The organism is Alcanivorax profundi, assembly GCF_003597125.1.
In the GTDB taxonomy this organism is placed as follows: domain Bacteria; phylum Pseudomonadota; class Gammaproteobacteria; order Pseudomonadales; family Alcanivoracaceae; genus Alcanivorax; species Alcanivorax profundi.
Window position 1 is genome coordinate 121,407 of the sequence record NZ_QYYA01000001.1, and the last position, 23,812, is coordinate 145,218.

Below are 23,812 nucleotides of genomic sequence, written 5' to 3' on the forward strand. Positions count from 1 at the left end.
AGTGGGGCTTGCGTGAATTGTCATTTATTGCCAGAGTGTTGTCATTTATTGACACGAGAGTTCGGGATGACTACGTCTGCTGAGCTACCTTTTATTCCCGCCCGTTACTATGCCCGGCTGGCTGAGTTGATGGCGGCAAGGGGGCTGGATGCCGGGGCGGTGATTGCGGTCGCGAAGATCAACGAAGGGGTGTTGGCCGATCCGGATGGCCGTCTTACGCTTCCTCAGGTCGAGGCGCTGATTGCCGAGGTATACCGGCAGGCTCCCGATATTCCCTGGGCTTTTGAGTTGGGGCGCAGCCTAAAGCTGAGCTCCCATGGCATGTTGGGTTACGCCATGTTGAGCAGCCCTAACCTGGATTATGTGCTCCAACTGTTGGCCCGCTATTTCCGCATCATCATGCCGACGTTTCGTCTGCAGTATCGCCGCACCAGTGAGCACGAGGAGGTGGTGCTGTCTGCGACGGCGACGTTATCTGCCCAGAACCTGCTGTTTCATGTGGAAACCATTGCGGTGGCCTGGCACTGGGAGATCCTCTCGTTGCTGTCGGGAGAGATGCCTGCCTATGACCTGTATCTCTCCATCGCTGCTCCTCGCCATGTGGAGCGCTATCAGGCATTGAAACCGGCCCGTTGGCACTTTGGTTGGCCTATCCAACCGGGGTTCCGGATCCTGTATCCGAAAGGGCTGGTCGGGCGAGAGCTGGTAATGGCGGATCCGGGAGCGCTGCAGCTGGCAGAACGGCAATGCAGTGAGCAGGCCCGGCAAACTCTGAGAGAGGGAAGGCTGGTCGAATGGGTGACGGCCATGCTGACCTATTCCCGTGATGTGATCACTACTCGCGAGGAGCTGGCAGATCTGTTGAACATTTCGCCGCGTACCCTGGATCGGCGCCTGCAGGATGAAGGGGCCAGCTTCCGGGAACTGTCACGGCGGATTCGTTTTCAGCGGGCCTGTGATTTGCTGGAGGCAGGGCAGATGAGCATGGTGGAGATTGCCCTGGAACTGGGTTACCGGGACAGTGCCAACTTCACCCGTGCTTTTCGTCGAGAGGCAGGGATTACGCCTTCCCGTTGGCTAGCCCAACACGCCGTTGCAGCGCTGTCGCGTTGAGCTGCCATCCGGGCCGAGGGCTCAGGCTTCCCGTTTGCGGTGTCCATCGCGCATGTGGTTGACCGCTTCACCGGCCAGGGTCTTGCCTTCCAGTTGATAGGCGCGGGCAAATCCTTTTACGTAGCGACCTTCCCGCGGAATCAGGCGGAACAGCTTGAAATCCCCGAGGGTGCTCAGGTTGAGAATACGCTCGCCCAGACGTTGGTGAAGCGTGTCTACACCGGTTTTCCACTCCGGGCTGTCTTCCTGCAGCTTTTCGGCATCCATCAAATAGTTCACGCGCTTGCGGGCAAACAGTTCTTCTGCGCTGTCTTCATCTTCCACGATCAGCACAGAGGCCAGGGGATTGGCCAGCAGGTTGCGTGCGTGCACGGCAATTTCGCTGATCAACACATAGAGGCATTCGTCGCCGATGGCGAAGGGCGCATAGGACGCAAAGGGCGCGCCGTCATCGCGGATGCTGGCCAGCTGCAAGCTGCGCCGGCTGTGGATGAAGTCGACCACTTCCTGGTTGATCTTGCGGGTAAAACGTTCACTGCTCATTGGTCGGCTCCGGTGTTGGGCAGGCTGAGGGTGTCACGAATGTTCAGGTAGGTTTTCAGTTGGCTCTCCAGCAGCTGGCCATTGCTGTCGCGGCCGAGAAAGACCTTGAAGATATTGTCGCCCTGCTTGTCCTGAAAACAGAACGCATGGCTGTCACGGCCACGGTGCTGGCGGCTCTGCAAATAGATATGGTCGACGGCATCCAGGCGGATATGGCCGTGGAAGCCGGGAACCGGGCCATCCAGATTGAAATACCCTTCCCCTTCCTTGCCGGCGGGGAAGGGGCCCTTGAATTCGAACACACAGCCGCCGTGCAGCACGATGGTGGTGGTGTTGTCCCAGGTGGCGAGCAGCTGCATCAAGGCTTTGGCGTCACTGCCTGGCAACGAAAGTTGTGGCTGGGTCATGAGCGTCTCCGGGCGCTATCAGAATTGATAGCGCAGTGAGGAAATGATCGCACGGCCGGGGCTGTCCAGTTCGGACCAGGCTACCCGGTAGCTGCGGTCGGTGATGTTGTTCACGGTCACATCGGCACGGATGGCTGGCCAGGCTTTCGGGGTCCAGCTGGCATACAGGTCGGTGACGGTGTAGCCGTCGTAGGTGGTGTTGCCGGTGTTGGTGGCGTAATCGGTCAGGTCCTGTTCACGGGCGTGGATCATGCGCACACCGGCGGTGAGCTGGCTATCCCAGAAGCCGTAGAACAGGTCGGCGTTCAGGGTGTCTGCCGGAATGTTGGTCAGGTCTTCACCGGTATCTTCATCTTCGCCGCGGGTCTGGCCATAGCCGAGTCGAACACCAAGCGCCTCAAGACGGTATTCTGCCTCCAGCTCGAAGCCTTCCAGGGTGGCCTTGTCCACGTTGACCCAGTAGGTGTTGCCCGGGTCCATGGCCGGCGGCGGGAAGAACACAGGCGGGGTCACGATTTGTTCGATGAAGTTGTCCACTTTGTTCTGGAAGATGGCTGCCTTGACGGTGAGGCTGTCGCCCCCGGCCAGCTCGCTCCAGTCCATGCGCACCAGCAGTTCGTTGTTGGCGGCTTGTTCCGGGTCCAGATCCGGGTTGGAAACAAAGGTGTTGCAGAACCCCGGGCCCATGCAGAAATGGGTGCCGGTGCTGTACAGCTCTTCGGAGCTTGGGGCCCGGAAGGCCTGATCGTGACGTAGGGTGACACGGGCCCATTCGGCCGCTTGCCAGCTCAGCGCCGCAGAAGGGGAGACGGCACTGTCGCTGCGGTCTTCACTGAGGTTGTCGGCCTTGGTGGCGAAGTCGTCATAGCGCACGCCGAGCTCCAGATCCAGCGTGCCGGTGAGCGGGTAGGTACCCTGGGCAAAGACACCCCAGACATCGGTGGTAGCGTCTGGCGGGGTGGGCCGGTTACTGCCGCCTCGCTCTGCACTGAATTGTTCCTGGTAGCCATCTACCCCCATCAACAATTCCAGTTTGCCGAGCATGGCGGTGTGGTTCAGGTTGATGCCATACAGGTCCAGCTGGGTGCTGTCCGGGCGGCCATCACTTTCGCGGGTTTCATCCATCTCCACACCATTCCAGTAGAACATGGCCTGGCTGTTGGTGCCGTCACCGTTGCCCAGATGGCGGTAGTCGATGACGGCATTGCGGGTGGTCTGGTCGCGCTGGATCAGGAAATTGCTGGTGCCATTGGCGGGAGCGCTGCCGTTGGAAGGCACACCGCCGGAGAAGTCTGCCTGCCGTGCGGTAAAGGCAATGTTCTGGTTGTCGGCCAGGTGCCAGACCAGTTTGCCCATGCCGCCATCTTCGCGGCTGGCGGAGTTGGCCAGGTCCTGGTCGTGGGACACTTCCATGTCGTCACTCTCGCGGTTGTAGCCACTGACCAGCCAATCCACATGTTTGGTGGTGCCTGCCACGGCGGCACTGCCGCGTTTGTCATTGTTGTTGTCGTTGTAGGTGCCTTTCAGGAAGCCGCCGACGCTGGCATCGGGCTGAATCAGGTCGGTGGGATCCACGGTGTTGAACGAGGCGACACCGCCGACCGCGCCAGAGCCCCACAGGTTGCTGGCCGGGCCACGAATGACTTCGGCGGAGCGAATCAGCTCGGGCTCGATGAAGTAACTGGGGCGGTGACCGGATTCAAAGACCTGACGTGCACCATCCACCAGTTGCAGTACCCGCGCGCCTTCCAGGCCACGGATATTGATGCTCTGGTTTTCAGAGCGGGGGCCGCCCACGGTGGTGACATTGGGGATGTCTTTGACCAGCTCCGGCGCCGAGCTGGCCTGACGGCTCTCGATGCTTTCCGGGCTGACGGTGGCCACGGAGCGGGTGGCTTCTTTTTCGGTTTTGTTATCGCGGGTCGCGGTGACGGTGACCGGTGCCAGCTCGGCCAGCACGATAGGTTCTTCAGCAGAGGTGTCAGCCAGAGCCGGGCTGGCCGCCAGTGCGATTGCCAGAGACAGGGCATGTTTGCGCAAATACATGTGGGTTTCCTCACAAGCCAAAAAGGACAGCGAATCTGCCTGGCGTGCGAGGGCTGGCTTGGCAGGAATCAGGATTGGGGCGCAAGCATATGCATTTGATTGTCGCCTGTAAACAGGAATCATTCCCATTGACGTTTATGGCTCAGGCTGCCAGTATTTGCACCACATTAAGGGTGTGGGTATGCCTCTTGTGATCTGCATCCCGTCATATTCGCGGGCCGTCGCGTCCGAAAATTCAGCCTCGGAAAGGGGAGTTGTGGTGCGAATTCTTGAAATGATCGCAGGCTTGTCGATGGGTGTGATGCTGACAATACAGGTGCAGGCGGCTGAGCCAAAACGGCTGGTCAGTGCGGATGCCGGCGCCACCAACATGATTGTGGCGCTGGGACTGGCAGATTCGCTGGTGGCGGTGGATGTGACCAGCCCGGCGTCTGGCGATCTTGCCGAATTGCCGCGCATTGGCTACCACCGCAACCTGTCTGCAGAGGGCTTGTTGAGTCTGTCACCGACCCATCTGGTGGGAACCGATCACATGGGCCCTGACACCACCTTGAGCGTGCTGGAAGGCGCCGGGGTTGAGCTGATCCGTCTGCCGGCGGCCTATTCTCTGCCGGCCCTGAAAAGCAATCTGCAGGCCATGGCTGAGGCGCTGGGTCGAGAAGCGCAGGCGCAGAGCCTGCTGGACCGTTTTGCTGCCCAGACTGCCGAGTTGCAGACCCATTCGCTGAAGGGCAATAAGGTGGCGTTCATTCTCAGTGCGCGGGGCGGATTTCGTCTTGCTGGTGCGGGCAGTAATGCCGGGCAGGCGATGATTGACTTGCTTGGCGCGGATAACGTGGCAGATTTCGAGAACTATCGTTCAGTATCCATGGAGTCCCTGCTGGCCATGGAGCCGGATGTGATTCTGGTGGCCGGCGAGATGAGCAGCGACCCCGCGGCGGCGCTTCTGGAAAATCAGCCTCTGTTGGCGCATACCCCAGCCGGTAAGGCGGGGCATATCTTCACGGTGGACGGTGCCACCCTGGTGGCGGGCTTGAGCCTGGCGGCGCTGGATGAGGCAGAGCGCGTCGCTAACGCAGTACAACCTTCCCGGCCGTCTGGTCACTAAGGCAGTGTCATGATGAATCGATTGCCGGCGACTCCTGCGGCGGTATTGCTGTGCGGTGTGTTGATGGTGGGGGTGGTGTTGTCCCTGACCGAGGGCGCGGTGTCCATGCCTGCCTCCGGCAGCCTGGCCGCGATCTGGGATGCGTTGTTCAACAGTGAGCGCTCCGGGTTACTCGGCCACGAGAAGATCATTGTGCTGGAGCTCCGCTTGCCGCGTTTGCTGCTGGCCATGCTGGTTGGAGCCATTCTGGCTCAGTGCGGTGCGGTGATGCAGGGGCTGTTCCGTAATCCCCTGGCAGACCCGGGTATCATCGGGGTGTCCTCCGGGGCAGCGGTAGGTGCGGTGCTGGCGATCGTGCTGTTACCGGTGGCGTGGCAGGTCTGGGCGGTACCGTCTTCGGCTTTTGTCGCCGGGCTGCTGACCACGTTACTGGTGTATTCGCTGGCGCGTTCTTCGGCTGGGACCTCAGTGGTGATGCTGCTGCTGGCCGGGGTGGCGGTGGCGGCGTTCGCTGGGGCAGGGATCGGCTTTCTCAGTTATTTCACCGACGATACCCGGCTGCGGGAGCTCAGCGTCTGGCAGATGGGCTCGCTGAATGGGGCCAATCATCAGCAGGTGCTACTGGCGTTGGTGGCGTTTGTGATGCTGGCGACCTGGTTTCAGCGCCGGGCCGGGCCGCTCAATGCTTTTTTGTTGGGGGAATCCGAGGCGCGCCATCTGGGGGTGCCGGTGGAGCGCATGAAACTGGAGTTGATTGTGCTGGCGGCGCTGGGGGTGGGCATTGCGGTGGCGTGCAGCGGCATTATCGGCTTTGTAGGGCTGGTGGTGCCGCATCTGGTGCGCTTGTCCTGCGGCCCGGATCACCGCCGCCTGTTACCGCTGTCGGCACTGACCGGGGCCGTGCTGCTGATGCTCTCGGACCTGGCGGCGCGCACCCTGGTGAGCCCGGCTGAATTGCCCGTGGGATTGTTGACGGCACTGCTGGGAGCCCCGTTCTTTCTGATCCTGCTGCTGCAACAGCGCAAGCAATGGAGTCTGTCCGGTGCTTGAGATTCGTGATCTGCTTGTTGAAGCCGGTGGTCGGCGTTTGCTGCAACTGGACAATCTGACCCTGCCCGCGGGGCAGTTTGTGGCATTGCTGGGACCCAATGGAGCGGGGAAATCCTCCTTGCTCAAGGCCATTAGTGGCGAGGTGGGTTGTCGTGGCGAGTTGCTTTTTCATGGTCAATCACTGCGACACTGGAACCCCCAGGAGCGGGCTCGACATGTGGCGGTGCTGCCTCAGGCCAGCAGCCTGACGTTTCCGTTCAGTGCCCGTGAAGTGGTAGAGATGGGGCTGATGCCGTTGTCGTTGTCGCGCCAGGCTGGAGCCGATGTGGTGCGGGCCGCCATGATCGATGCGGATTGCCTGCACCTGGCTGCGCGCAGCTTTCCCGGCCTGTCCGGTGGTGAAAAACAACGGGTGCACCTGGCTCGGGTGTTGGTACAGCTGGTGCAGGCAGAGAAGACACCGCTGCTGTTACTGGATGAACCCGTGTCTGCCCAGGATCTGGGGCAGCAACACAATATTTTGCGGCTGGCAGTGCGGCTGGCGCAGCAGCGCGGCATTACCGTACTGGCGGTGTTGCACGACCTGAATCAGGTGCTTCGCTACGGCATGCGGTGTCTGGTACTGGCAGAGGGAGAGCTGGTGGCGGATGGAGAGCCGGAAGCTGTGCTCACCCCGCACCGAATCGAAGAGGTGTGGGGGTATCGTCCCGAGCGATATACAACAGAAGAGCGTTTTGCGTTGCTCTGAAAATGCTACAGTGCGTTCCAGAATCCTCACTGGAGCGATGCGTGAACCCGCAAGACATTCCCAACGCGGTTGAATCCCTGGCCCTTCAATTGACCCGCCAGCGCCTGATGGTGGTGACGGCGGAATCCTGCACCGGCGGCGGTATCGCCCAGGCCATGACGGCCATGCCTGGCTCGTCTGCCTGGTTCGAGCGCGGCATGGTGTCCTATTCCAATGACGCCAAGCAGGACCTGCTGGGTGTGCAGGCGCAGACGCTGGCCAGCCACGGAGCGGTCAGTGAAGCGGTGGCGCTGGAGATGGCCCGCGGTGCCATCGAGCATTCCCGCGGCCATATCAGTGTGGCAGTGACCGGCGTGGCCGGGCCGGATGGCGGCACCGCTGACAAGCCCGTGGGCACGGTGTGGATCGCCTGGGGTCAGAAGCTGGGGTATGCCGAGGCCCGCTGTTTCCAGTTTGAGGGTGACCGCGATGCCGTTCGTCAGCAGACCATTCTGGAAGCCCTCAAGGGCTTGATCGCGCGCCTCCAGTAGCCACAATCAGACGGACTTTATCGTACGCATCCCTGGATCTGACAAACAGGGTTGCAAAGGACAGGAATACCTGTTCATAATACTGTCCATATTGTCAGTGCTGGCTGAAAGGTCAGTTTCGACGACACAGATACCGGCGATGCAATGACTGTCACGCCGACACAGGAGAGGGGTCACAATGAGCGATAAATCCAAGGCGTTGTCCGCCGCACTGTCCCAGATCGAACGCCAGTTCGGTAAAGGTTCTGTCATGCGTATGGGCGACCAGAAGCGTGAGCGGATTCCGGCCATTTCCACCGGCTCCCTGGGCCTGGATATCGCCCTGGGCATTGGCGGTTTGCCGAAAGGCCGTATCGTGGAAATCTACGGTCCGGAATCCTCCGGTAAAACCACCCTGACCCTGAGCGTGATCGCCGAAGCCCAGAAAAAAGGCGCGACCTGTGCCTTCGTGGATGCAGAGCACGCGTTGGACCCGGACTACGCCGAGAAGCTGGGCGTGAACGTGGACGACCTGATCGTCTCTCAGCCGGATACCGGTGAACAGGCGCTGGAAATCACCGACATGCTGGTACGTTCCGGTGCGGTAGATGTGATCATTGTTGACTCCGTGGCGGCGTTGGTACCGAAGGCAGAAATCGAAGGTGAAATGGGCGATGCCCACGTGGGCCTGCAGGCTCGTCTGATGAGCCAGGCGCTGCGGAAAATTACCGGTAACGTGAAAAACGCCAACTGCCTGGTGGTGTTCATCAACCAGATCCGCATGAAGATCGGTGTGATGTTCGGCAACCCGGAAACCACCACCGGCGGTAATGCGCTCAAGTTCTATTCCTCTGTACGTCTGGATATCCGTCGTATCGGTGCAGTGAAACAGGGCGACGAAGTCACCGGTAACGAAACCCGGGTGAAGGTGGTGAAGAACAAGGTGTCGCCGCCGTTCCGTCAGGCCGAATTCCAGATTCTCTATGGGCAGGGCATTAACCAGCTCGGCGAGGTCCTGGATCTGGGTGTGCAGCAGGGTCTGGTGGACAAATCCGGTGCCTGGTATGCCTACAAGGGTGACAAGATTGGCCAGGGCAAGCAGAACGCCTGTGAGCACCTGCGCGAAAACCCGGCCATTGCCCAGGAAATCGAGAAAGAAATCCGTGCACGGCTGCTGGCCGTACCGGGCGACGCACCGGTAGAAGCGGAAGAGGAAGCCGAACTGGGCGATGAATAAACCGCTCACGGAATCCGAGTTGCGTCAGCGGGCGGTGAGCCTGCTGGCGCGTCGGGATCACGCCCGCCGCGAGCTGGAAACCAAGCTGCGCAGCAAGGTGGGCGATCATCCGGCCTTGGCGGCGGTGATCGAGTGGTGTGAAGAACATGGCTTCATCGATGACCGGCGCTTTGCCGGTTTTTTTGTGCGCTCGCGCATCGACCGGGGCCAGGGGGTGTTGCGTATCCGTCAGGAGTTGCAGCAACGCGGGGTTGCCAGCGAGCTGATCGAGTCCGCTTTGCAGGAGACCGAGGTGGACTGGTTTGCCCTGGCCAGGGAAGTGCGCGCCCGCCGCTTTCGGCAATATCCCCAGGACCAGAAAGAAAAAGCCAGACAATTGCGTTTCCTGCAAGGGCGCGGCTTTGATGCTGAACAAAGCTTTGCCGCGTTGGTACCGGGCGACGAGGAGATGGCGTAGTCAGGCCCTGGAAATAGAGGCTCATCTCGGATTTCCGGGAAAGGCCTGATTTAATCCCTTCCCTTGCCGTAGCGTCGGTTATTCGCTCTGCTCACCCCTTCGGGGCCGCCCTGCGGGCGTTCCTTCGCTGCGCTCGGTGGCGGCGCGATCCCAAACTCCCGTTAATCCACGATGAACCAAAAGAGAGCCTTGCCACGTTGGGCTCTGCACAGAGGAGGTAGTGGCCTGAATTAGGTTCGCGGCGTATCCTGCCGCTTTCCGCTTGCGTGAGAGTGTCCATGGAATACCTTTCTGACCCTTGGTTGGTCGCTGCCTTGCTGGGGGCCGGTGTGTTGGCGGGGTTTATCAATACGCTGGCGGGCGGGGGCGGGTTGCTGATTCTGCCGCTGCTAATGCTCAGCGGTATGGGGGCGGCGCTGGCCAATGGCACCATGCGGGTCGGTGTGCTGATCCAAAGCATTGAGGCGGTCCGCCAGTTCAACAAGCGTGGCACCATGCCGTTCAAACCGTTACCTGCGATCCTGGTCCCGTGTCTGCTGGGAACCCTGGTCGGCGCCCTGGCAGCAGCTTACCTGCCCGAAACCATCCTCAAGCCAGTATTGTTGGGCACGCTGGTGGTGGTGGCGTTGTTGATGGTCCTGAAACCCAACCAGATGACCCCCGGTCCTGATGAGGTGCCGCAGGTGCCAGCGGAATCCCTGCCTGCCTGGCTCGGCCTGTTCTTCGCCGGGGTGTATGGGGGATTTGTGCAGGCGGGGGTGGGGTTTGTACTGATCGCGGTGTTGGTCGGCCAGATGCGCTATGACCTGCTACGGGGTAATGCCCTGAAACTGGCGATAACCGGTAGCTTCACGGTGTTGGCGCTGGGCATCTTCATGTGGCGGGATCAGGTGGCCTGGTTGCCTGGCCTGGTGGTGGCTGCCGGGACGCTGGTAGGGGTTCGGCTAGGCGTGGGGTTTGCCCATCGGGTATCCCCGGTGGTGCTCAAGCGCTTGTTGCTGGTGATGGTGCTGACGGTCTGTCTGGCCGCCGCGATCAGGGGCTGAGTTGAAAGTTTAACGTTCAAAGCTGAAAAGCGCGGGCCGGGTATGTCTGGCCTGGATCTGTCGTGCCAGCACCGATATCCCGGGGCCGTGGGCAAGGCTTCGCAACCTCCCTCGGCCTCACCCGAGTTTGAACTTTCAACGTTGGACGTTGAACTCCCCCTGCCTTCTATTCCCATCGCAACTGCGCCCTATGGGCGCTATACTCGGCGCTTTCCGATAGCCAGCCAAGATACCGTTTTTCCTATGAAGAGTGCTGAACTACGCCAGGCCTTTCTGGATTACTTCGCCAGCCAGGGACACACCAAGGTGCCGTCTTCCTCTCTGGTGCCTCATAACGACCCGACCCTGCTGTTCACCAATGCAGGCATGAACCAGTTCAAGGACGTGTTCCTGGGCCGTGAAAGCCGCGATTACACCCGTGCCACCAGCTCACAACGCTGTGTTCGCGCCGGTGGCAAGCACAACGATCTGGAAAATGTGGGTTATACCGCCCGTCACCACACCTTCTTTGAAATGCTGGGTAACTTCAGCTTCGGTGACTACTTCAAGCGCGAAGCCATCAAGTTCGCGTGGGAATTCCTGACGGGCACCCTGGGCCTGCCGGAAGAGCGGTTGTGGGTCACGGTGCATATTTCTGATGATGAAGCCGCGGATATCTGGCTGAAAGAAATGGGCGTGAGTGCCGAACGGTTCTCCCGTCTTGATGAAGACAATTTCTGGCAGATGGGGGACACCGGTCCCTGTGGTCCCTGTTCGGAAATCTTCTACGATCACGGGGCAGATGTCCCCGGCGGCCCTCCTGGCTCGGAAAACGATGACCTGGACCGCTACATCGAGATCTGGAACCTGGTGTTCATGCAGTACGACCGTCAGGAAGACGGCGAGCTGAAACCGCTGCCCAAGCCCAGTGTCGATACCGGTATGGGGCTCGAGCGTATTGCCGCAGTGCTGCAGGGCGTCCATTCCAACTACGAAATCGACATGTTCCAGGCGTTGCTACAGGCCGCGGCCAAGGCCACCGGCTGCAATGATTTGGAAGAGAAGTCCCTGCGCGTGATCGCCGATCACATCCGCTCCTCCAGCTTCCTGATTTGCGACGGGGTGATCCCGTCCAATGAAGGCCGTGGCTATGTGCTGCGGCGGATCATTCGCCGCGCGCTGCGTCATGGCCATAAGCTGGGTCAGGACAAGCCGTTTTTCTCTACCCTGGTAACAGCCCTCGTCGAGCAGATGGGTGAGGCGTACCCGGAACTGGCACGGGAGCAGGCCCGTATCGAAAAGGCCCTGCTGGCAGAGGAAGAGCAGTTTGGTCGCACGCTGGCCGCAGGCATGAAGGTACTGGAAGCGGCCATTGCCGAGCTGCAGGGCAAGACCCTGTCCGGCGAGGTGCTGTTCAACCTGTACGACACCCATGGTTTCCCGCCGGATCTCACCGCCGACGTGGCCCGGGAGCGGGACCTGGAAGTGGACATGGCCGGCTTCGAGAAAGCGATGGAAGCCCAGCGTGAGCGCGCCCGCGGTGCCGGCAGCTTTGCCAATGATTACAGCGATCGTCTGAATATCGAGGCGGAAACCGGCTTCTCCGGTTACGAAAAACTGGCTGATGACGATGAAATCGTCGGTCTCTATCGCGATGGTGAAGCGGTGGACAGCCTGGCAGCGGGCGAGGAGGGCATGGTGGTACTGGCCAGCACGCCGTTCTATGCCGAGTCCGGTGGCCAGGTCGGCGATACCGGTTTTCTGGTGAAAGGTGACAGCCGTTTTGCTGTGGCCGACACCAAAAAGCGTCAGGCGGCGCATGTGCATTTGGGCAGCATGGAAAGTGGTTCCCTCAACGTGGGCGACAAGGTATCGGCTTATGTCGATGTAGAGCGTCGCAAGGCCATCATGCGCAATCACTCTGCAACTCACCTGATGCACGCAGCGCTGCGTGACGTGCTGGGCGAGCATGTACAGCAGAAGGGCTCGCTGGTCGCCGAAGACTATCTGCGTTTCGATTTCTCTCACGGCGAGGCGGTTAGCGACGCCCAGCGTGAGCAGATCGAAACCATCGTCAATCGCCAGATTCTGGCCAACACTGCGGTGTCCACTGAGTTGATGGATATTGACGCCGCCCGTGACGCCGGCGCCATGGCGCTGTTTGGTGAGAAGTACGACGATCAGGTGCGTGTCCTCACCATGGGCAGCGATGGCTTCTCGAAGGAACTGTGTGGTGGAACGCACGTGAGCCGCACCGGTGACATCGGGTTGTTCCGCATTACTCTGGAAGCCTCGGCAGCTGCCGGGGTGCGTCGTATCGAAGCGGTCACCGGTGAAAATGCGCTTGCCGCCATGCGCAAGCAGGAGCAGGCCCTCAGTGACATTGCCGCCACGGTAAAAAGCACGCCGGATAATGCCGCAGAGCGGGTCCGCAACCAGGCGCAAAAAGTGCGTGAGCTGGAAAAGGAAATTGAACGCCTGAAGCAAAAGCTGGCGAGTGGGGCGGGTAGCGACCTTACCGACAGCGTGCAGGACATCAATGGCGTGAAGGTGCTGGCTACCCAGGTGGACGGTGCCGATGGCAAGACCCTGCGGGTCACCATGGACAAGCTGAAAGACAAGCTCGGTTCGGCGGTGATCCTGCTGGCGGCAGTAGAGGGTGACAAGGTGGCCCTTGTGGCCGGTGTTACCAAAGACCTGACCGATCGTTTCAAGGCGGGAGATTTGCTCAAGCATGTGGCCGAGCAGGTCGATGGTCGTGGCGGCGGTCGTCCGGATATGGCGCAGGGCGGTGGCAACAACCCTGCGGCCCTGCCCGCAGCACTGGAGAGTGTGAAGGACTGGGTGGCCGGCTGATTCTGCGGTGTCGTGACGGGGCGGTTTGCCCCGTCGGTCACGGTGCTTACAGGCTCTCTGGCAGGCTCTCCCGCCACCCCAACATGAAATCCGGGCGCGTTTCTGCTAAAGTAACGCGCTCTTTTTTGCAGACAAAGCGACTATATGGCTCTTATCGTGCAGAAATACGGCGGTACCTCGGTAGGTACGGTCGAACGCATACAAGCCGTTGCCGACAAGGTAGCCGGCTTCCATAAACGGGGTGATCAGGTTGTGGTGGTGGTCTCTGCCATGAGCGGCGAAACCAACCGACTGATCGAGCTGGCCAAAGGCATCAGCGACAGCCCTTCTCCGCGGGAAATGGACGTGCTGGTCTCTACCGGTGAGCAGGTGACGATCTCCCTGTTGTCCATGGCCTTGCAGAAACTGGGCCTGGATGCCCGTTCCTACACCGGCTCCCAGATTCCCCTGCGTACGGACAATTCCTACTCCAAAGCCCGTATCGAAGAAATCGACGACAAGAAAATGCGCGCCGATCTCAATGCTGGCCGTGTGGTCGTGGTGGCCGGTTTCCAGGGCGTGGACGCGGACGGCAACATTACCACCCTGGGTCGTGGCGGTTCTGACACCACTGCCGTTGCTCTGGCGGCCGCGCTGAAGGCGGATGAATGCCAGATCTACACTGACGTGGATGGCGTATACACCACCGACCCTCGCGTGGTGGACAATGCTCGCCGGCTGGACACGATTACCTTTGAAGAAATGCTGGAAATGGCCAGTCAGGGCTCCAAGGTCCTGCAGATCCGTTCTGTGGAATTCGCCGGCAAATACAATGTGCCGCTGCGTGTTCTCTCCAGCTTCCAGGATGGTCCTGGAACCCTAATTACCGTCGACGACGAGGTTGATATGGAAAAGCCGGTAATCTCCGGAATTGCCTTTACCCGTGATGAAGCCAAGATCATCGTGCGTGGCGCCCCGGATACCCCGGGCATTGCCTACAAGATCCTCGGCCCGGTAAGTGCAGCCAATATTGAAGTAGACATGATCGTACAGAACGTGGGTAAGGACGGCGCTGCCGACTTCACCTTTACCGTTCACCGCAACGATTTTGGCCGTGCTCAGGAAGCCCTGCGCAATGCGTCTGAAGAACTGGGGCAGCCGGAAATCATTGGCGATGACAAGATTGCCAAGGTCTCTCTGGTGGGTGTGGGCATGCGCTCCCACGCGGGCGTTGCTTCCAAGATGTTCGAAGCCCTGGCCAAAGAAGGCGTTAACATCGAGATGATCTCCACCTCTGAAATCAAGGTGTCTGTGGTCATCGCCGAGAAGTATCTGGAGCTGGCCGTTCGTGCCCTCCATTCCGCGTTCGAGCTGGACCAGCCTGTCGCATAACGGACATACTGTTCGGAAGGATGGGGCGACGACCGGTAGGTTCCGCCTCGTCCTGCGGCAAGACTTGAGAATTCGATTCATGCATACTTACGCCCCCGTGCCTGCGGTGGGCGAATGGTCCTCGCACCAAGGAGTCGTCATGGACGGCAGCCCGGTAACTTCGGGTACGGATTGCGCTCACGGAAATCAAGGACCCCAGGAGGGATCATTATGCTTATTCTTACGCGTCGAGTCGGAGAGACCCTGATGGTCGGTGACGAAGTCACCGTGACTGTTCTGGGCGTCAAAGGCAACCAGGTCCGCATCGGTGTTAACGCGCCGAAAGAAGTTGCGGTGCATCGAGAAGAAATCTATCAACGGATTCAGCACGAAAAATCAACAGACGGTGAGTCTGCCTGATTTTTGGGCTGTATTTTCTCCGTAAAATCGTTATGATGCGCGGCGTGTCGGGAAACAGCGCCAACCAAGAGCGACCAATTCCCTGACAACATGCAGTTCCGCATTCCGGAGAGGTGGGTGAGTGGCTGAAACCAGTTCCCTGCTAAGGAACCATACGGGTTACCGTATCGCGGGTTCGAATCCCGCCCTCTCCGCCATATTCCAAAACGCCCCGCATCGCGGGGCGTTTTTCGTTTGGGGCGATGGCTTTTCCCTCAGTGGTCGCCCGGCAGCTGATCCCTGCGCCTGTGCACCAACATGCGCTACACTACGTCCCCGAATTTTTACGGCTTAAGGTGACCCCATGACCGATACCCTGACCATTGCCCGCCCGGACGACTGGCATTTGCATTTTCGTGACGGTGAATTGCTGGCGGAAACGGTGCCGGCCACGGCCAATGTCTTCGGTCGCGCCATTGTCATGCCGAACCTGACCCCGCCGGTGAACACGGTGGCCCAGGCGGCCGAGTACCGTGAACGCATCATGGCGCAAGTACCGGCCGGGGTAACCTTTGAGCCGTTGATGGTTTTGTATCTCACCGACAGCACGCCGGTGGAGGAAGTCGCGCGCGCAGCACAAAGTGATTTTGTGCATGCCTTCAAGCTGTATCCCGCCGGGGCAACAACCAATTCCGACAGCGGGGTCACTGATCCGGGCAAGATCATGCATCTATACGAGGCCATGGAAAAGCACGATGTGCCGCTGTTGGTTCATGGCGAAGTGACGGATGCAGAGATCGATATCTTTGATCGCGAAAAGGTGTTTATCGACCGCTACCTCAACGAGATTCGCCAGCAATTCCCGGGCCTGCGGATTGTCTTTGAGCATGTCACGACTGCTGAGGGCGTTAACTTTGTGCGTGAGGCCAGTGCGTTGACGGCCGCCACGGTGACGCCGCAGCACCTGCTGATGAACCGCAACGACTTGCTGGTCGGTGGCGTGCGCCCGCATAACTACTGCCTGCCGATTCTCAAGCGTCGTCAGCACCAGGAAGCCATTCAGAAAGCCGTACTGGAAGGCCATGCGCGCTTTTTCCTGGGCACCGATTCCGCTCCCCATGCCCGCAACAAAAAAGAAGCGGCCTGTGGATGTGCCGGTTGTTATTCCGCTCGCGCGGCGTTGCCGCTGTATGCCTCTTTCCTGGAACAGCACAATGCGCTGGACAAGCTGGAAGGGTTTGCCAGCCATTTCGGGGCGGATTTTTATCGGCTGCCGCGTCACACCGATACCGTCACCCTGGTGCGCAAGCCCTGGTCGGTGCCGGAGGTAATTGATGCCGCCGGGGAAGCCATGGTGCCGTTTTATGCCGGTCAGGAGCTGCCCTGGTCTCTGGCGTAATGTCTCAGGTAACGCATTCTCCTGACATTCGGGATGATCGCCTGCCAGTGATTGTCCTGAGCGGCTTTCTGGGGAGTGGCAAGACGACCCAGCTGAATCACTGGTTATCACAACGGCAAGACCTTGCGGTGGTGATCAATGAGCTGGGCGACATCGGCATTGATCAGCATCTGACTGAGGCTCAGGGCGTCCCCGTGACCCTGTTGGCCGGTGGCTGTGTTTGTTGTGTGGTGCAGGGCTCGCTTTCCTCCACCCTGCGCAATCTGTTCATGGCGCGCAAAAATGGCGAGATCCCGCCGTTCAACAGGCTGGTGCTGGAAACCACTGGTGCGGCAGAACCTTCTGGCGTGGTCGCTCCCTTGCAACAGGATCCGTGGCTGCGAAAACGGTTTGTCTGCCAGTCGGTGATCACCCTGGTGGATGCCCAGGCCGGTGTCGCGGCACTGGAACGTCATCCTGAGTGTCTGGAGCAGGTGCAAGGGGCGGATCAGCTGCTTATCAGCAAGTCCGATCTGTGCACACCCGACTCTCTGGCCGCGTTGAAAGCGCAGATTGCCCTTCTGAACCCTGACGCAAGCGTTCTGTTGTCACCCGGACCGGCGTCCTTGCTCGATCAGGTTTTCCCGCGCCGTTGCCGGATCACGGGGCCCCTGACGTTGTCCACCGGCGTTAGCCTGCAGCCGCAGTTGTCGTCAGTGTCGGTGTCTCGACATCAACTCCACAGTGCCTCATTGCGTTGGGAGGGGCGCTTGTCCTGGCCCCACTGGCAGGCGGCGTTGCAACAACTTGGGAACCAGTGTGGTGAATCCCTGGTCCGTCTCAAAGGGCTGCTCAAGGTAGAAGGCCTTGATGGGCCCTTGCTGGTGCAGTGGACCGGACAAGGGGAGCCGGCGTTATCACCGATGAACGCGTGGCCGGACGGGGATACCACCACCCGGCTGGTGGTGATTGTGCGTCACGATAATCCTGACTTTGTTCATGAACAGGTGGCACACTGGCAGGCATTGCTGCAACAGCTGGGTTGACACAGGACGCTCTCTCCATGGGTTATCTCTTCCTCTCCATTGCGATTCTTGCCGAAGTCGTGGCGACCACCGCGCTGAATGCGTCGCAGGGTTTTACCCGCCTGTGGCCTTCGGTGATCACTGTGTTGGGCTACGGGATTGCTTTCTATGCGTTGTCGCTAACGCTGCGCACCGTTCCCATGGGAATCGCCTATGCCGTCTGGGCGGGGGTTGGTATTGTGTTGATTGCGCTGGTCGGGGCGGTGTTTCTGAAGCAGCAACCCGACCTGCCGGCGATGATCGGGATGGCGTTTATCATCGTTGGGGTGGTGCTGGTGACGTTTGTGTCCCGTACCGGCGCCCACTGAATTGTGTCCTCAGCCACAACCCAATACACCGCGACAACATAAGGAGCAGCCGTGACAGAGCGAATGGATAGCGTTGAGAAGGCGGTCGATTACGTCATTGAGAAGACCGGCGGGGAAATTCGCCTGGCCATGCCCTTGGGACTGGGCAAGCCCAACCGTTTTTTAAATGCCCTTTATCAGCGTGTTGAACACGATCCTGCTCTGTCGCTGGATATTTTCACGGCGCTGTCACTGGGCAAGCCTGGTGCGGGCAGTGATCTGGAAAAACGGTTTCTCGACCCTTTCGCCGAGCGGATCTTTGCGGATTACGAGCCCCTTGCCTACCTGAAACCCCAGAAGAAAGGGGCGTTGCCCGCCAATATCCGGGTGTTCGAATTCTTTGTGCAGCCCGGCAGCATGCTGGGCAGCGATGTGGCGCAGCAGCATTACATCAGCAGTAACTACACCCACGTAGCCCGAGACCTCAACGCCCGCAAGATCAATGTGGTGGCGCAAATGCTGGCGCACCGCGTGGTGGACGGTGAGGACCAGTACAGCTTTTCCTGCAACCCTGAGGTGACGCTGGATCTGCTGCCGTTGCTCAAGGCGCGCCGGGAGGCCGGAGAGACGATCGTGGCGGTGGGCCAGTTGCATCGTGATCTGCCGTTTATGGAAAACGATGCCATGGTGGGTGATTGGCTGCCGGAAATGGACTTGCTGGTGGATGACCCTGATGGCCATCGTTGCCTGTTCAGCACCCCGAACATGCCGGTGAATATTCAGGATCATTTTGTTGGGCTGCATGCGTCCACGCTGGTCAAGGATGGTGGCACGTTACAGATTGGCATCGGTGCTTTGGGTGATGCCCTGGTGCACCATCTTCGCCTGCGCGAACAGGATAACCAACGTTACCTGTCTCCCTTGAAAGCCTGGCAGATTCCCGGGGAGCATCAGGCTCTGATTGATCAGGAGGGGGGTACCGCACGCTTTCAGGAAGGCCTGTACGGGTGCAGTGAAATGGTGACCCACGGTCTGTTGCAGCTGGTAGACGACAAGATTATTCGCCGGCCTGTGTATGACTGGGCCCCCCTGCAACAGCTGGAAATGCATAACCCGGCCGAACCCGGCTTGGCCCTGCTGGATGCGCTGCGTGAGCAGTCTGCGATCAGTCGGCGTCTGGATCGCGCCCAGTTACGGTTGCTGAAACGCTTCGGGATTTTCCGTGAGGGCGTGACCAAGAAGGGCGAGCAACTGTTGCTGCCCAATGAGGTTGCGGTGGCCAATGATCTGGATGATCGTGCCACTCGCGAGGCGCTGAAAGCCGTGTTTGGCGACCGGCTCAAGGGGGGCATGGTCATGCATGGAGGCTTCTTCCTCGGGCCAAAGGCATTTTACGACCGGCTGCGCGGGATGGATGACGCGGAACGGGCGGCCATCAACATGACCCGCATCAGTTATGTCAATCATCTGTACGGTGATGAGACCCTCAAACGTCTGCAGCGTCAGGATGCACGCTTTGTCAATACTGCCTTTACGGTGACCTTGCTGGGTGCCGCGGTGGCGGATCAGATTGATGATGGCCGTGTGCTCAGCGGGGTCGGCGGGCAGTACAACTTTGTCAGTCAGGCTCATGAACTGGAGGGCGCGCGTTCTGTGATCATGGTACGCGCCTGGCGAGAGCGGGGCGGTGAGGCCATGAGTAATGTGGTGTTCTCCTATGGCCATAATACGATTCCCCGTCACCTGCGTGATATTGTCGTGACCGAATATGGGGTGGCGGACCTGCGTGGCAAGACCGATGAGGAAGTGATCATGGCCATGCTCAATGTGGCTGACAGTCGCTTCCAGATTGAATTGATGGAGCAGGCCCAGGCCGCGGGCAAACTGCGCAAGGACTATCAGATCCCCGAGCCCTATCGCCGTAACAACCCCGAACACCTGCATGAGATTGCTGCAAACAACGGTGAGCAGAGTTTCCCCTTGTTCCCGTTGGGGAGTGACTTTACCGATACAGAGCAGCGCTTGCTCAAGGCGCTGACATGGCTCAAGGAAAAAGTCAGCCACAAGGAATACCTGGAGCTGGGGCGTGACGCGCTGTTCAACGAAGGCAGTGAGGCTGAATTTGAGCGCGAGTTGGAGCGGATGGACATGAAAACGCCGGAGGGGGTCCGTGAACATGTTTACCAGCGGTTACTGCTCACCGCACTTGAGGCAGTGAGCCACTGACAGCTGACGGTCAGTTATCCTGTTCACAGGACAAGGATGTCCTGTGAACATGGCTTCTCGACGGGGCGGTGCAGGGCGCGATTATTCCGGTTTGTCTTTTTTGCGCTCTTCCGGTTTTACCGGTTTGCGCGCTGCAGGGCCGGAGCGGCCTGAGAGCACTCGCCAGAAAGGAATGCGGCGGGTGACAGAGACCATTTCGTCTACCGTGTCGCCAATGCCGGACAGTCGATCCACGGTATCGCGCAGGCCTACCAGTTCATCCACGTGTTCGGAAATCTTGAACACCACCATATAGAACTCAAGCAGAGCTCGCAGCACGGAAGCCAGTACCAGGAAGGTGATTGGCGCTGCCACGAAAAAGTAGAAAAGACCACGCCAGGTAGATGCCATAAAGGCTTCCACACAAAGGTATAACAGGCCGAGGCCGATACCGAACAGGGCGATACCATACACTCCCGGCAACACCTGGATGATCATGTATTTATCAAAGCGAAAGTTAAACAGTTCGCGCCAGTACTGAACGATCCAGAAAAAACCGCGGCGCAGCTTTACATTCACTTTCTTCGGTGCCACTTCCGGCGCCGCATTCTCTTTTTTATCTACCATTTTGCGTACTGCTCCTCGACAAAACCGTAGTGTGCCTGGATGGGAATAGTGCGACCGTCCTTGAGTGTCAATTCACCATCGAAACGGCCAAACAGCTGATTAAAATTACTGGCAAAGAGGCCAAGATCGAGGCGCTCTTTGTGGTTGCCGCTGGGGGTAAAGCGCAGATTGACCTGACCACACAGGCTGCGAATTTGCCAGGGTTGCATCAGGTCATCGCGGTGGTAATCAAATATCACGCCAGCGGTAGGTACCATGACGTCATCTACCCACAGGCAGTTTTCGGAAAAAGTCGTCTCATTGACACCGCAAGACAGATTCAGGCCAATACGGGTGTCGCCGACCTTGCTGGACAGGCAGGCCCAGTTCCAGAAGGTTTCCCTGCGCATGTAACCGGCGGAAAAGTCATGGTGTCCACAGGCCCCCAGTTCAGATAGATCCTGGCGGTGGCCGTTGCGAGTGAGGTTGCCGGTTACGGTGCGACCGGCAACCTTGTTGGCATACACCCAGCCATTGACGCCGGTGCGGGTGCACAGTGACATCGGTTGATACTGGTCACCCTCACTGAGCACGGCTTCCAGTGACAGGCCATCGAGACTGATACTCAGGGTCTTGGTCAGTGAACCCTGGTTGTCCTGGTAGCCAAGTCGGATATCGACCCCTTTTTGTTTGAAATGGCTTTCGCCTACCCGGGGTGAGGCGGACATGTTCAGGTCGCGCCCCAGAGGCGAGCGCCAGGTGTATTCCTTCAATTCGCCGGTTTTCGGTTCGAAAATATAGAAGAAAGCCATTCCCAGATAGGCCGTATGGGCAAAGGCGCAACCGGCCAGAAGCTGGTCACTGATGATGCCGAAATACTGGAACTGTTTGTAATGAAAATGCCGGGCGAAACGCGAGGCTGGTTTGCCCATGGGGGTGCGATAGTCCGCTTCCCGGCCGTTGATATGAGCAACGGTATGCGGAAAAACGCCCAAGGCGACCTGGCCCTGATCGTCGACCAGAGTGGCGGGTTGTGGCTGGAAATTCATGTGTTGGGCCAAGTGACAGGAACAATAAAGCCCGGTTCCGGGCGCAAAGCTGACAGCACCATGACCGGGCGAGAATGTTCCTCAACATAGTCAATGAGCGAGCGGGTATCAATGGTGTTGGTACTTTTGTCCGACATGGACGGACAAGACCAGAAAGTCCGCGGTATGGTGTGCCACTGTTGTGATGGCAGTCCGCGGGCAGGTAGCCACCAACCTCGTTCGTGGCGGGGGTGTCGTAGCGGCTGCTCGGGATGGCCACTGCGGTAGAAGAGCCTGCCGCGGGTCAATAATGCTTGTCCGTCGACCTTCCAGCCTGTCTCGCTGAGCGTGCGACTGGCTTGGCTGCTTTGGCTGCGAGGCAGTTGCTCCCCATGCAGATGAGCAATTTTGCGGGCGAGGGTATCTCTACGGTTAGGCCCGTACCATTGGTCTGGTGTTCCCAGATAGAATTTCAGGGCCAGTTCCCAGTGCCATAGTTTGCCGGTATCCAGATCACGTACCAACAAGTCCAGTTCACCGAGGGTGCGCTGTTCATCCCGGATGGGCAGGTTTCGCGCCACCAGTTCCAGTCCGCTGCTGTGTTCCACCAAAGCGGCGACCTGATTTTCGAATTGAAGCCCAATTCTGCTCGGCTGAGGCTGGCCCATCAGGAAGTGAGCTGCACGGGAGGGCAAGGCAGGGTCCCGTTGCCACTCCCTCAGCAGCCAGGAACCAGCATCTTCCCAGGGGGATGCCGGGATCAATGGCGGGGCTTGAACCAGCCACTGGAGCTGGGTCATCACCGCCCCGCCAGGCGGGGCGCCGATCATACCGAGGTGGTCAGGTCTTCACGTCGTCGCAGTTCGGACCGGACTTCCTCTGCCCAGTTGAGCCACGCTTGCTGGTCCAGAATACCGCGACGCAGGGTCAGGTAGGTGTACATGTTCTTGTCGCTGTCACGGTCATCCAGCTTGCGAGCCAGGTCTTCAAAAGTATTCAGGCGTTCGCGGCGCAGATCGGCCTGATCTTCCAGTTCCCGAAGGATAGAGGAAGGATCGCTCAGCGCCCCTCCGGCAATCTTGACCATAAACGCATCACGGATACGGGGCGGGGCAGCGGGTTTCCGCAGCCATCGGATTAACTCGTCTCGACCTTCTTCCGTGATCCGGTACATTTTCTTGTCCGGTTTGCCGTCTTGGGGAATATGGCGAAACTTCACCATGTCCTTCTCATTCAGTTTACCCAGTTCCAGGTAAATCTGTTGGTGGGTGGCATTCCATACCAGCCCGATGCTGTTGGCAAATTCGCGAGCGAGGTCGTAACCGCTGGCTTCCTGATCTTGTAGTAATACAAGTATGGCATGGCGCAATGACACGGCTGACTCCTCGGCAATCTCTTTTAGTTTTGATACCAGATTGATAGTAGAGAGCCGTGTTATTGCAGCGCAATCCGTTGAATAAGTAGTTTTGTAAAAACTTGGTGAAGTTAGCCAACAAGAGCGCGCCAGTGTAAGTATTTGTTATTAAAAGGCATGCACTATGTTGGCCAAGTGGTCTTGAATCGAAACGGGTGTCGCGTTGCTGTCATCAGTGTTTTGAAGGGAAATCCATCAGCATGCTGGCCTGGTATCGACAGGAGGCGGTTAGCTGCTCTTCGGTCAGTTTGGGGATCAAATTGTGGATCAGGCTGCGGGAGGCCTTACGGGTGGTTTCTACCCCCACGCTGGCGATCTTGCGCAGCACCGGACCGAATTTCAGCAGCGCCATGGGCTTTTCGAAGTACCAGTGTATGGATTCGTCGGTGACTTCCAGCAGGTATTCTTCCAGTTCCCGGCGGGCTTCTTCGAAATCCCCGTTCTCGCACAGCTGGGGCAGGTTGGCCCCCTTCATGGCGAGCCCTTCGTTAACCGGGAATGCTACATACCAGGTTTCCCCGTCCTCACCGGGTTGGCGCACCTGGTCCATGTAACTGGCAGAATCCTGGTTCTGTTTCAGGTCCATCTTGCGAGCGCTACGGCCGACCACCAGGGCGGTCGCTTTGCTGATGGTGGAACAGGTCATGTTGACCACCTTGAGCATGCCGGAAGACAGATTGGCGGCTTCCGAGGCGCGCAGCATGAACGCCTGCAGTGCCTCATCAATGAAGATGGCCATGATTTCCTCGATTTCCTTGGGTTGCGGCTTGCTGGCGCCACCCTGCATATCGCGGATAAAAGCGTCGGTTTTGGTGTGGAGAGTCTCGCTGGACTGAAAGGCCACATGAGGATTTGTCATTATTCGGCTCCCGATGACTGGAGGAAAGGATGATACCCATGGGTATTTGCCGACCCAATGACCAAAATTGCCGGGTTTCTATTTCTTTTTGTGGCGCAATGG

Annotated in this window: 23 protein-coding genes and 1 tRNA gene; 16 read left to right on the forward strand and 8 right to left on the reverse strand. The window is 59.0% G+C overall.

Annotation, left to right across the window (positions count from 1 at the left end; genetic code table 11):
* Positions 1-66: 66 nt before the first annotated feature.
* Positions 67-1,113, forward strand: a complete 1,047-nt coding sequence (locus D4A39_RS00525) for a helix-turn-helix domain-containing protein (RefSeq protein ID WP_119917311.1) — start codon at positions 67-69, stop codon at positions 1,111-1,113.
* Positions 1,114-1,134: 21 nt separating this feature from the next.
* Here D4A39_RS00525 and D4A39_RS00530 read toward each other — a convergent pair whose 3' ends face one another.
* The 3 genes from D4A39_RS00530 to D4A39_RS00540 are packed head-to-tail and all read right to left on the reverse strand — an operon-like array spanning position 1,135 to position 4,109.
* The gene (locus D4A39_RS00530; protein ID WP_119917312.1) at positions 1,135-1,656 is read right to left on the reverse strand and encodes a HugZ family pyridoxamine 5'-phosphate oxidase; all 522 of its coding nucleotides are present in this window, start codon (positions 1,654-1,656) and stop codon (positions 1,135-1,137) included.
* Complete coding sequence (gene hutX / locus D4A39_RS00535; RefSeq protein ID WP_119917313.1) at positions 1,653-2,063, reverse strand: heme utilization cystosolic carrier protein HutX; 411 nt, start codon at positions 2,061-2,063, stop codon at positions 1,653-1,655. Before hutX ends, D4A39_RS00530 begins: the two co-directional genes overlap by 4 nt.
* Positions 2,064-2,081: 18 nt before the next feature.
* Entirely contained in the window at positions 2,082-4,109 is a 2,028-nt protein-coding gene (locus D4A39_RS00540) for a TonB-dependent hemoglobin/transferrin/lactoferrin family receptor (protein ID WP_119917314.1), read from the reverse strand.
* Positions 4,110-4,368: 259 nt separating this feature from the next.
* Here D4A39_RS00540 and D4A39_RS00545 point away from each other — a divergent pair, with 259 nt between their 5' ends.
* The 15 genes from D4A39_RS00545 to D4A39_RS00615 all read left to right on the forward strand — a co-directional run bounded on the left by D4A39_RS00545 (position 4,369) and on the right by D4A39_RS00615 (position 19,824).
* A complete protein-coding gene (locus tag D4A39_RS00545) occupies positions 4,369-5,217 on the forward strand; it encodes a heme/hemin ABC transporter substrate-binding protein (RefSeq protein WP_158586906.1) in 849 nt (282 codons plus the stop codon).
* A gap of 9 nt (positions 5,218-5,226) precedes the next feature.
* The gene (locus tag D4A39_RS00550; RefSeq protein ID WP_022983884.1) at positions 5,227-6,267 is read left to right on the forward strand and encodes a FecCD family ABC transporter permease; all 1,041 of its coding nucleotides are present in this window, start codon (positions 5,227-5,229) and stop codon (positions 6,265-6,267) included.
* The gene (locus D4A39_RS00555; RefSeq protein ID WP_119917316.1) at positions 6,260-7,015 is read left to right on the forward strand and encodes a heme ABC transporter ATP-binding protein; all 756 of its coding nucleotides are present in this window, start codon (positions 6,260-6,262) and stop codon (positions 7,013-7,015) included. The genes D4A39_RS00550 and D4A39_RS00555 overlap by 8 nt, the downstream gene beginning before the upstream one ends.
* A gap of 41 nt (positions 7,016-7,056) precedes the next feature.
* Positions 7,057-7,545 carry a CinA family protein gene (locus tag D4A39_RS00560; protein WP_267899596.1) on the forward strand — a complete coding sequence of 163 codons (489 nt, stop codon included), beginning with the start codon at positions 7,057-7,059 and terminating at the stop codon, positions 7,543-7,545.
* Positions 7,546-7,723: 178 nt separating this feature from the next.
* Positions 7,724-8,761, forward strand: a complete 1,038-nt coding sequence (gene recA / locus D4A39_RS00565; RefSeq protein WP_119917318.1) for a recombinase RecA — start codon at positions 7,724-7,726, stop codon at positions 8,759-8,761.
* On the forward strand, positions 8,754-9,218 hold the full coding sequence (locus tag D4A39_RS00570) for a regulatory protein RecX (protein ID WP_022983880.1): 465 nt from the start codon (positions 8,754-8,756) through the stop codon (positions 9,216-9,218). Before recA ends, D4A39_RS00570 begins: the two co-directional genes overlap by 8 nt.
* A gap of 278 nt (positions 9,219-9,496) precedes the next feature.
* Positions 9,497-10,264 carry a sulfite exporter TauE/SafE family protein gene (locus D4A39_RS00575; RefSeq protein WP_119917319.1) on the forward strand — a complete coding sequence of 256 codons (768 nt, stop codon included), beginning with the start codon at positions 9,497-9,499 and terminating at the stop codon, positions 10,262-10,264.
* A gap of 243 nt (positions 10,265-10,507) precedes the next feature.
* Positions 10,508-13,099 (forward strand): alanine--tRNA ligase, encoded by a 2,592-nt coding sequence (alaS, locus tag D4A39_RS00580; RefSeq protein ID WP_102790378.1) that lies wholly within the window; start codon positions 10,508-10,510, stop codon positions 13,097-13,099.
* A gap of 144 nt (positions 13,100-13,243) precedes the next feature.
* Positions 13,244-14,470: an aspartate kinase gene (locus tag D4A39_RS00585; protein ID WP_022983877.1), complete on the forward strand. Its 1,227-nt coding sequence runs from the start codon at positions 13,244-13,246 to the stop codon at positions 14,468-14,470.
* Positions 14,471-14,680: 210 nt separating this feature from the next.
* Positions 14,681-14,869 carry a carbon storage regulator CsrA gene (gene csrA, locus D4A39_RS00590; RefSeq protein WP_022983876.1) on the forward strand — a complete coding sequence of 63 codons (189 nt, stop codon included), beginning with the start codon at positions 14,681-14,683 and terminating at the stop codon, positions 14,867-14,869.
* A 107-nt stretch (positions 14,870-14,976) separates the two neighbouring features.
* Positions 14,977-15,066, forward strand: a tRNA-Ser gene (locus D4A39_RS00595).
* A 146-nt stretch (positions 15,067-15,212) separates the two neighbouring features.
* The gene (gene pyrC, locus D4A39_RS00600) at positions 15,213-16,247 is read left to right on the forward strand and encodes a dihydroorotase (protein WP_119917320.1); all 1,035 of its coding nucleotides are present in this window, start codon (positions 15,213-15,215) and stop codon (positions 16,245-16,247) included.
* A complete protein-coding gene (locus tag D4A39_RS00605; RefSeq protein ID WP_119917321.1) occupies positions 16,247-17,272 on the forward strand; it encodes a CobW family GTP-binding protein in 1,026 nt (341 codons plus the stop codon). Before pyrC ends, D4A39_RS00605 begins: the two co-directional genes overlap by 1 nt.
* A gap of 17 nt (positions 17,273-17,289) precedes the next feature.
* Entirely contained in the window at positions 17,290-17,619 is a 330-nt protein-coding gene (locus D4A39_RS00610; protein WP_102790382.1) for a DMT family transporter, read from the forward strand.
* A 51-nt stretch (positions 17,620-17,670) separates the two neighbouring features.
* The gene (locus D4A39_RS00615; protein WP_081703567.1) at positions 17,671-19,824 is read left to right on the forward strand and encodes an acetyl-CoA hydrolase/transferase C-terminal domain-containing protein; all 2,154 of its coding nucleotides are present in this window, start codon (positions 17,671-17,673) and stop codon (positions 19,822-19,824) included.
* Positions 19,825-19,905: 81 nt separating this feature from the next.
* On the opposite strand, the gene D4A39_RS00620 is transcribed toward D4A39_RS00615, so the two are convergent.
* The 5 genes from D4A39_RS00620 to D4A39_RS00640 all read right to left on the reverse strand — a co-directional run bounded on the left by D4A39_RS00620 (position 19,906) and on the right by D4A39_RS00640 (position 23,710).
* Entirely contained in the window at positions 19,906-20,430 is a 525-nt protein-coding gene (locus D4A39_RS00620) for a DUF4282 domain-containing protein (RefSeq protein WP_022983871.1), read from the reverse strand.
* On the reverse strand, positions 20,424-21,458 hold the full coding sequence (locus D4A39_RS00625; RefSeq protein ID WP_022983870.1) for a DUF2804 domain-containing protein: 1,035 nt from the start codon (positions 21,456-21,458) through the stop codon (positions 20,424-20,426). Before D4A39_RS00625 ends, D4A39_RS00620 begins: the two co-directional genes overlap by 7 nt.
* Positions 21,455-22,267: a DUF1853 family protein gene (locus D4A39_RS00630; protein ID WP_119917322.1), complete on the reverse strand. Its 813-nt coding sequence runs from the start codon at positions 22,265-22,267 to the stop codon at positions 21,455-21,457. Before D4A39_RS00630 ends, D4A39_RS00625 begins: the two co-directional genes overlap by 4 nt.
* Positions 22,264-22,812, reverse strand: coding sequence for a PadR family transcriptional regulator (locus D4A39_RS00635; RefSeq protein ID WP_022983868.1), 549 nt, complete (start codon positions 22,810-22,812; stop codon positions 22,264-22,266). Before D4A39_RS00635 ends, D4A39_RS00630 begins: the two co-directional genes overlap by 4 nt.
* A 211-nt stretch (positions 22,813-23,023) precedes the next feature.
* Positions 23,024-23,710 (reverse strand): hypothetical protein, encoded by a 687-nt coding sequence (locus D4A39_RS00640; protein ID WP_022983867.1) that lies wholly within the window; start codon positions 23,708-23,710, stop codon positions 23,024-23,026.
* Between the last annotated feature and the right edge of the window lie 102 nt (positions 23,711-23,812).

Bases quoted from the DNA above. Each gene is read 5' to 3' on its own strand.
- D4A39_RS00525 (WP_119917311.1), top strand. From the start codon at position 67: ATGACTACGTCTGCTGAGCTACCTTTTATTCCCGCCCGTTACTATGCC.
- D4A39_RS00530 (WP_119917312.1), bottom strand. From the start codon at position 1,656: ATGAGCAGTGAACGTTTTACCCGCAAGATCAACCAGGAAGTGGTCGAC.
- hutX (WP_119917313.1), bottom strand. From the start codon at position 2,063: ATGACCCAGCCACAACTTTCGTTGCCAGGCAGTGACGCCAAAGCCTTG.
- D4A39_RS00540 (WP_119917314.1), bottom strand. From the start codon at position 4,109: ATGTATTTGCGCAAACATGCCCTGTCTCTGGCAATCGCACTGGCGGCC.
- D4A39_RS00550 (WP_022983884.1), top strand. From the start codon at position 5,227: ATGATGAATCGATTGCCGGCGACTCCTGCGGCGGTATTGCTGTGCGGT.
- recA (WP_119917318.1), top strand. From the start codon at position 7,724: ATGAGCGATAAATCCAAGGCGTTGTCCGCCGCACTGTCCCAGATCGAA.
- D4A39_RS00570 (WP_022983880.1), top strand. From the start codon at position 8,754: ATGAATAAACCGCTCACGGAATCCGAGTTGCGTCAGCGGGCGGTGAGC.
- D4A39_RS00575 (WP_119917319.1), top strand. From the start codon at position 9,497: ATGGAATACCTTTCTGACCCTTGGTTGGTCGCTGCCTTGCTGGGGGCC.
- alaS (WP_102790378.1), top strand. From the start codon at position 10,508: ATGAAGAGTGCTGAACTACGCCAGGCCTTTCTGGATTACTTCGCCAGC.
- D4A39_RS00585 (WP_022983877.1), top strand. From the start codon at position 13,244: ATGGCTCTTATCGTGCAGAAATACGGCGGTACCTCGGTAGGTACGGTC.
- csrA (WP_022983876.1), top strand. From the start codon at position 14,681: ATGCTTATTCTTACGCGTCGAGTCGGAGAGACCCTGATGGTCGGTGAC.
- pyrC (WP_119917320.1), top strand. From the start codon at position 15,213: ATGACCGATACCCTGACCATTGCCCGCCCGGACGACTGGCATTTGCAT.
- D4A39_RS00605 (WP_119917321.1), top strand. From the start codon at position 16,247: ATGTCTCAGGTAACGCATTCTCCTGACATTCGGGATGATCGCCTGCCA.
- D4A39_RS00610 (WP_102790382.1), top strand. From the start codon at position 17,290: ATGGGTTATCTCTTCCTCTCCATTGCGATTCTTGCCGAAGTCGTGGCG.
- D4A39_RS00620 (WP_022983871.1), bottom strand. From the start codon at position 20,430: ATGGTAGATAAAAAAGAGAATGCGGCGCCGGAAGTGGCACCGAAGAAA.
- D4A39_RS00625 (WP_022983870.1), bottom strand. From the start codon at position 21,458: ATGAATTTCCAGCCACAACCCGCCACTCTGGTCGACGATCAGGGCCAG.
- D4A39_RS00630 (WP_119917322.1), bottom strand. From the start codon at position 22,267: ATGATCGGCGCCCCGCCTGGCGGGGCGGTGATGACCCAGCTCCAGTGG.
- D4A39_RS00640 (WP_022983867.1), bottom strand. From the start codon at position 23,710: ATGACAAATCCTCATGTGGCCTTTCAGTCCAGCGAGACTCTCCACACC.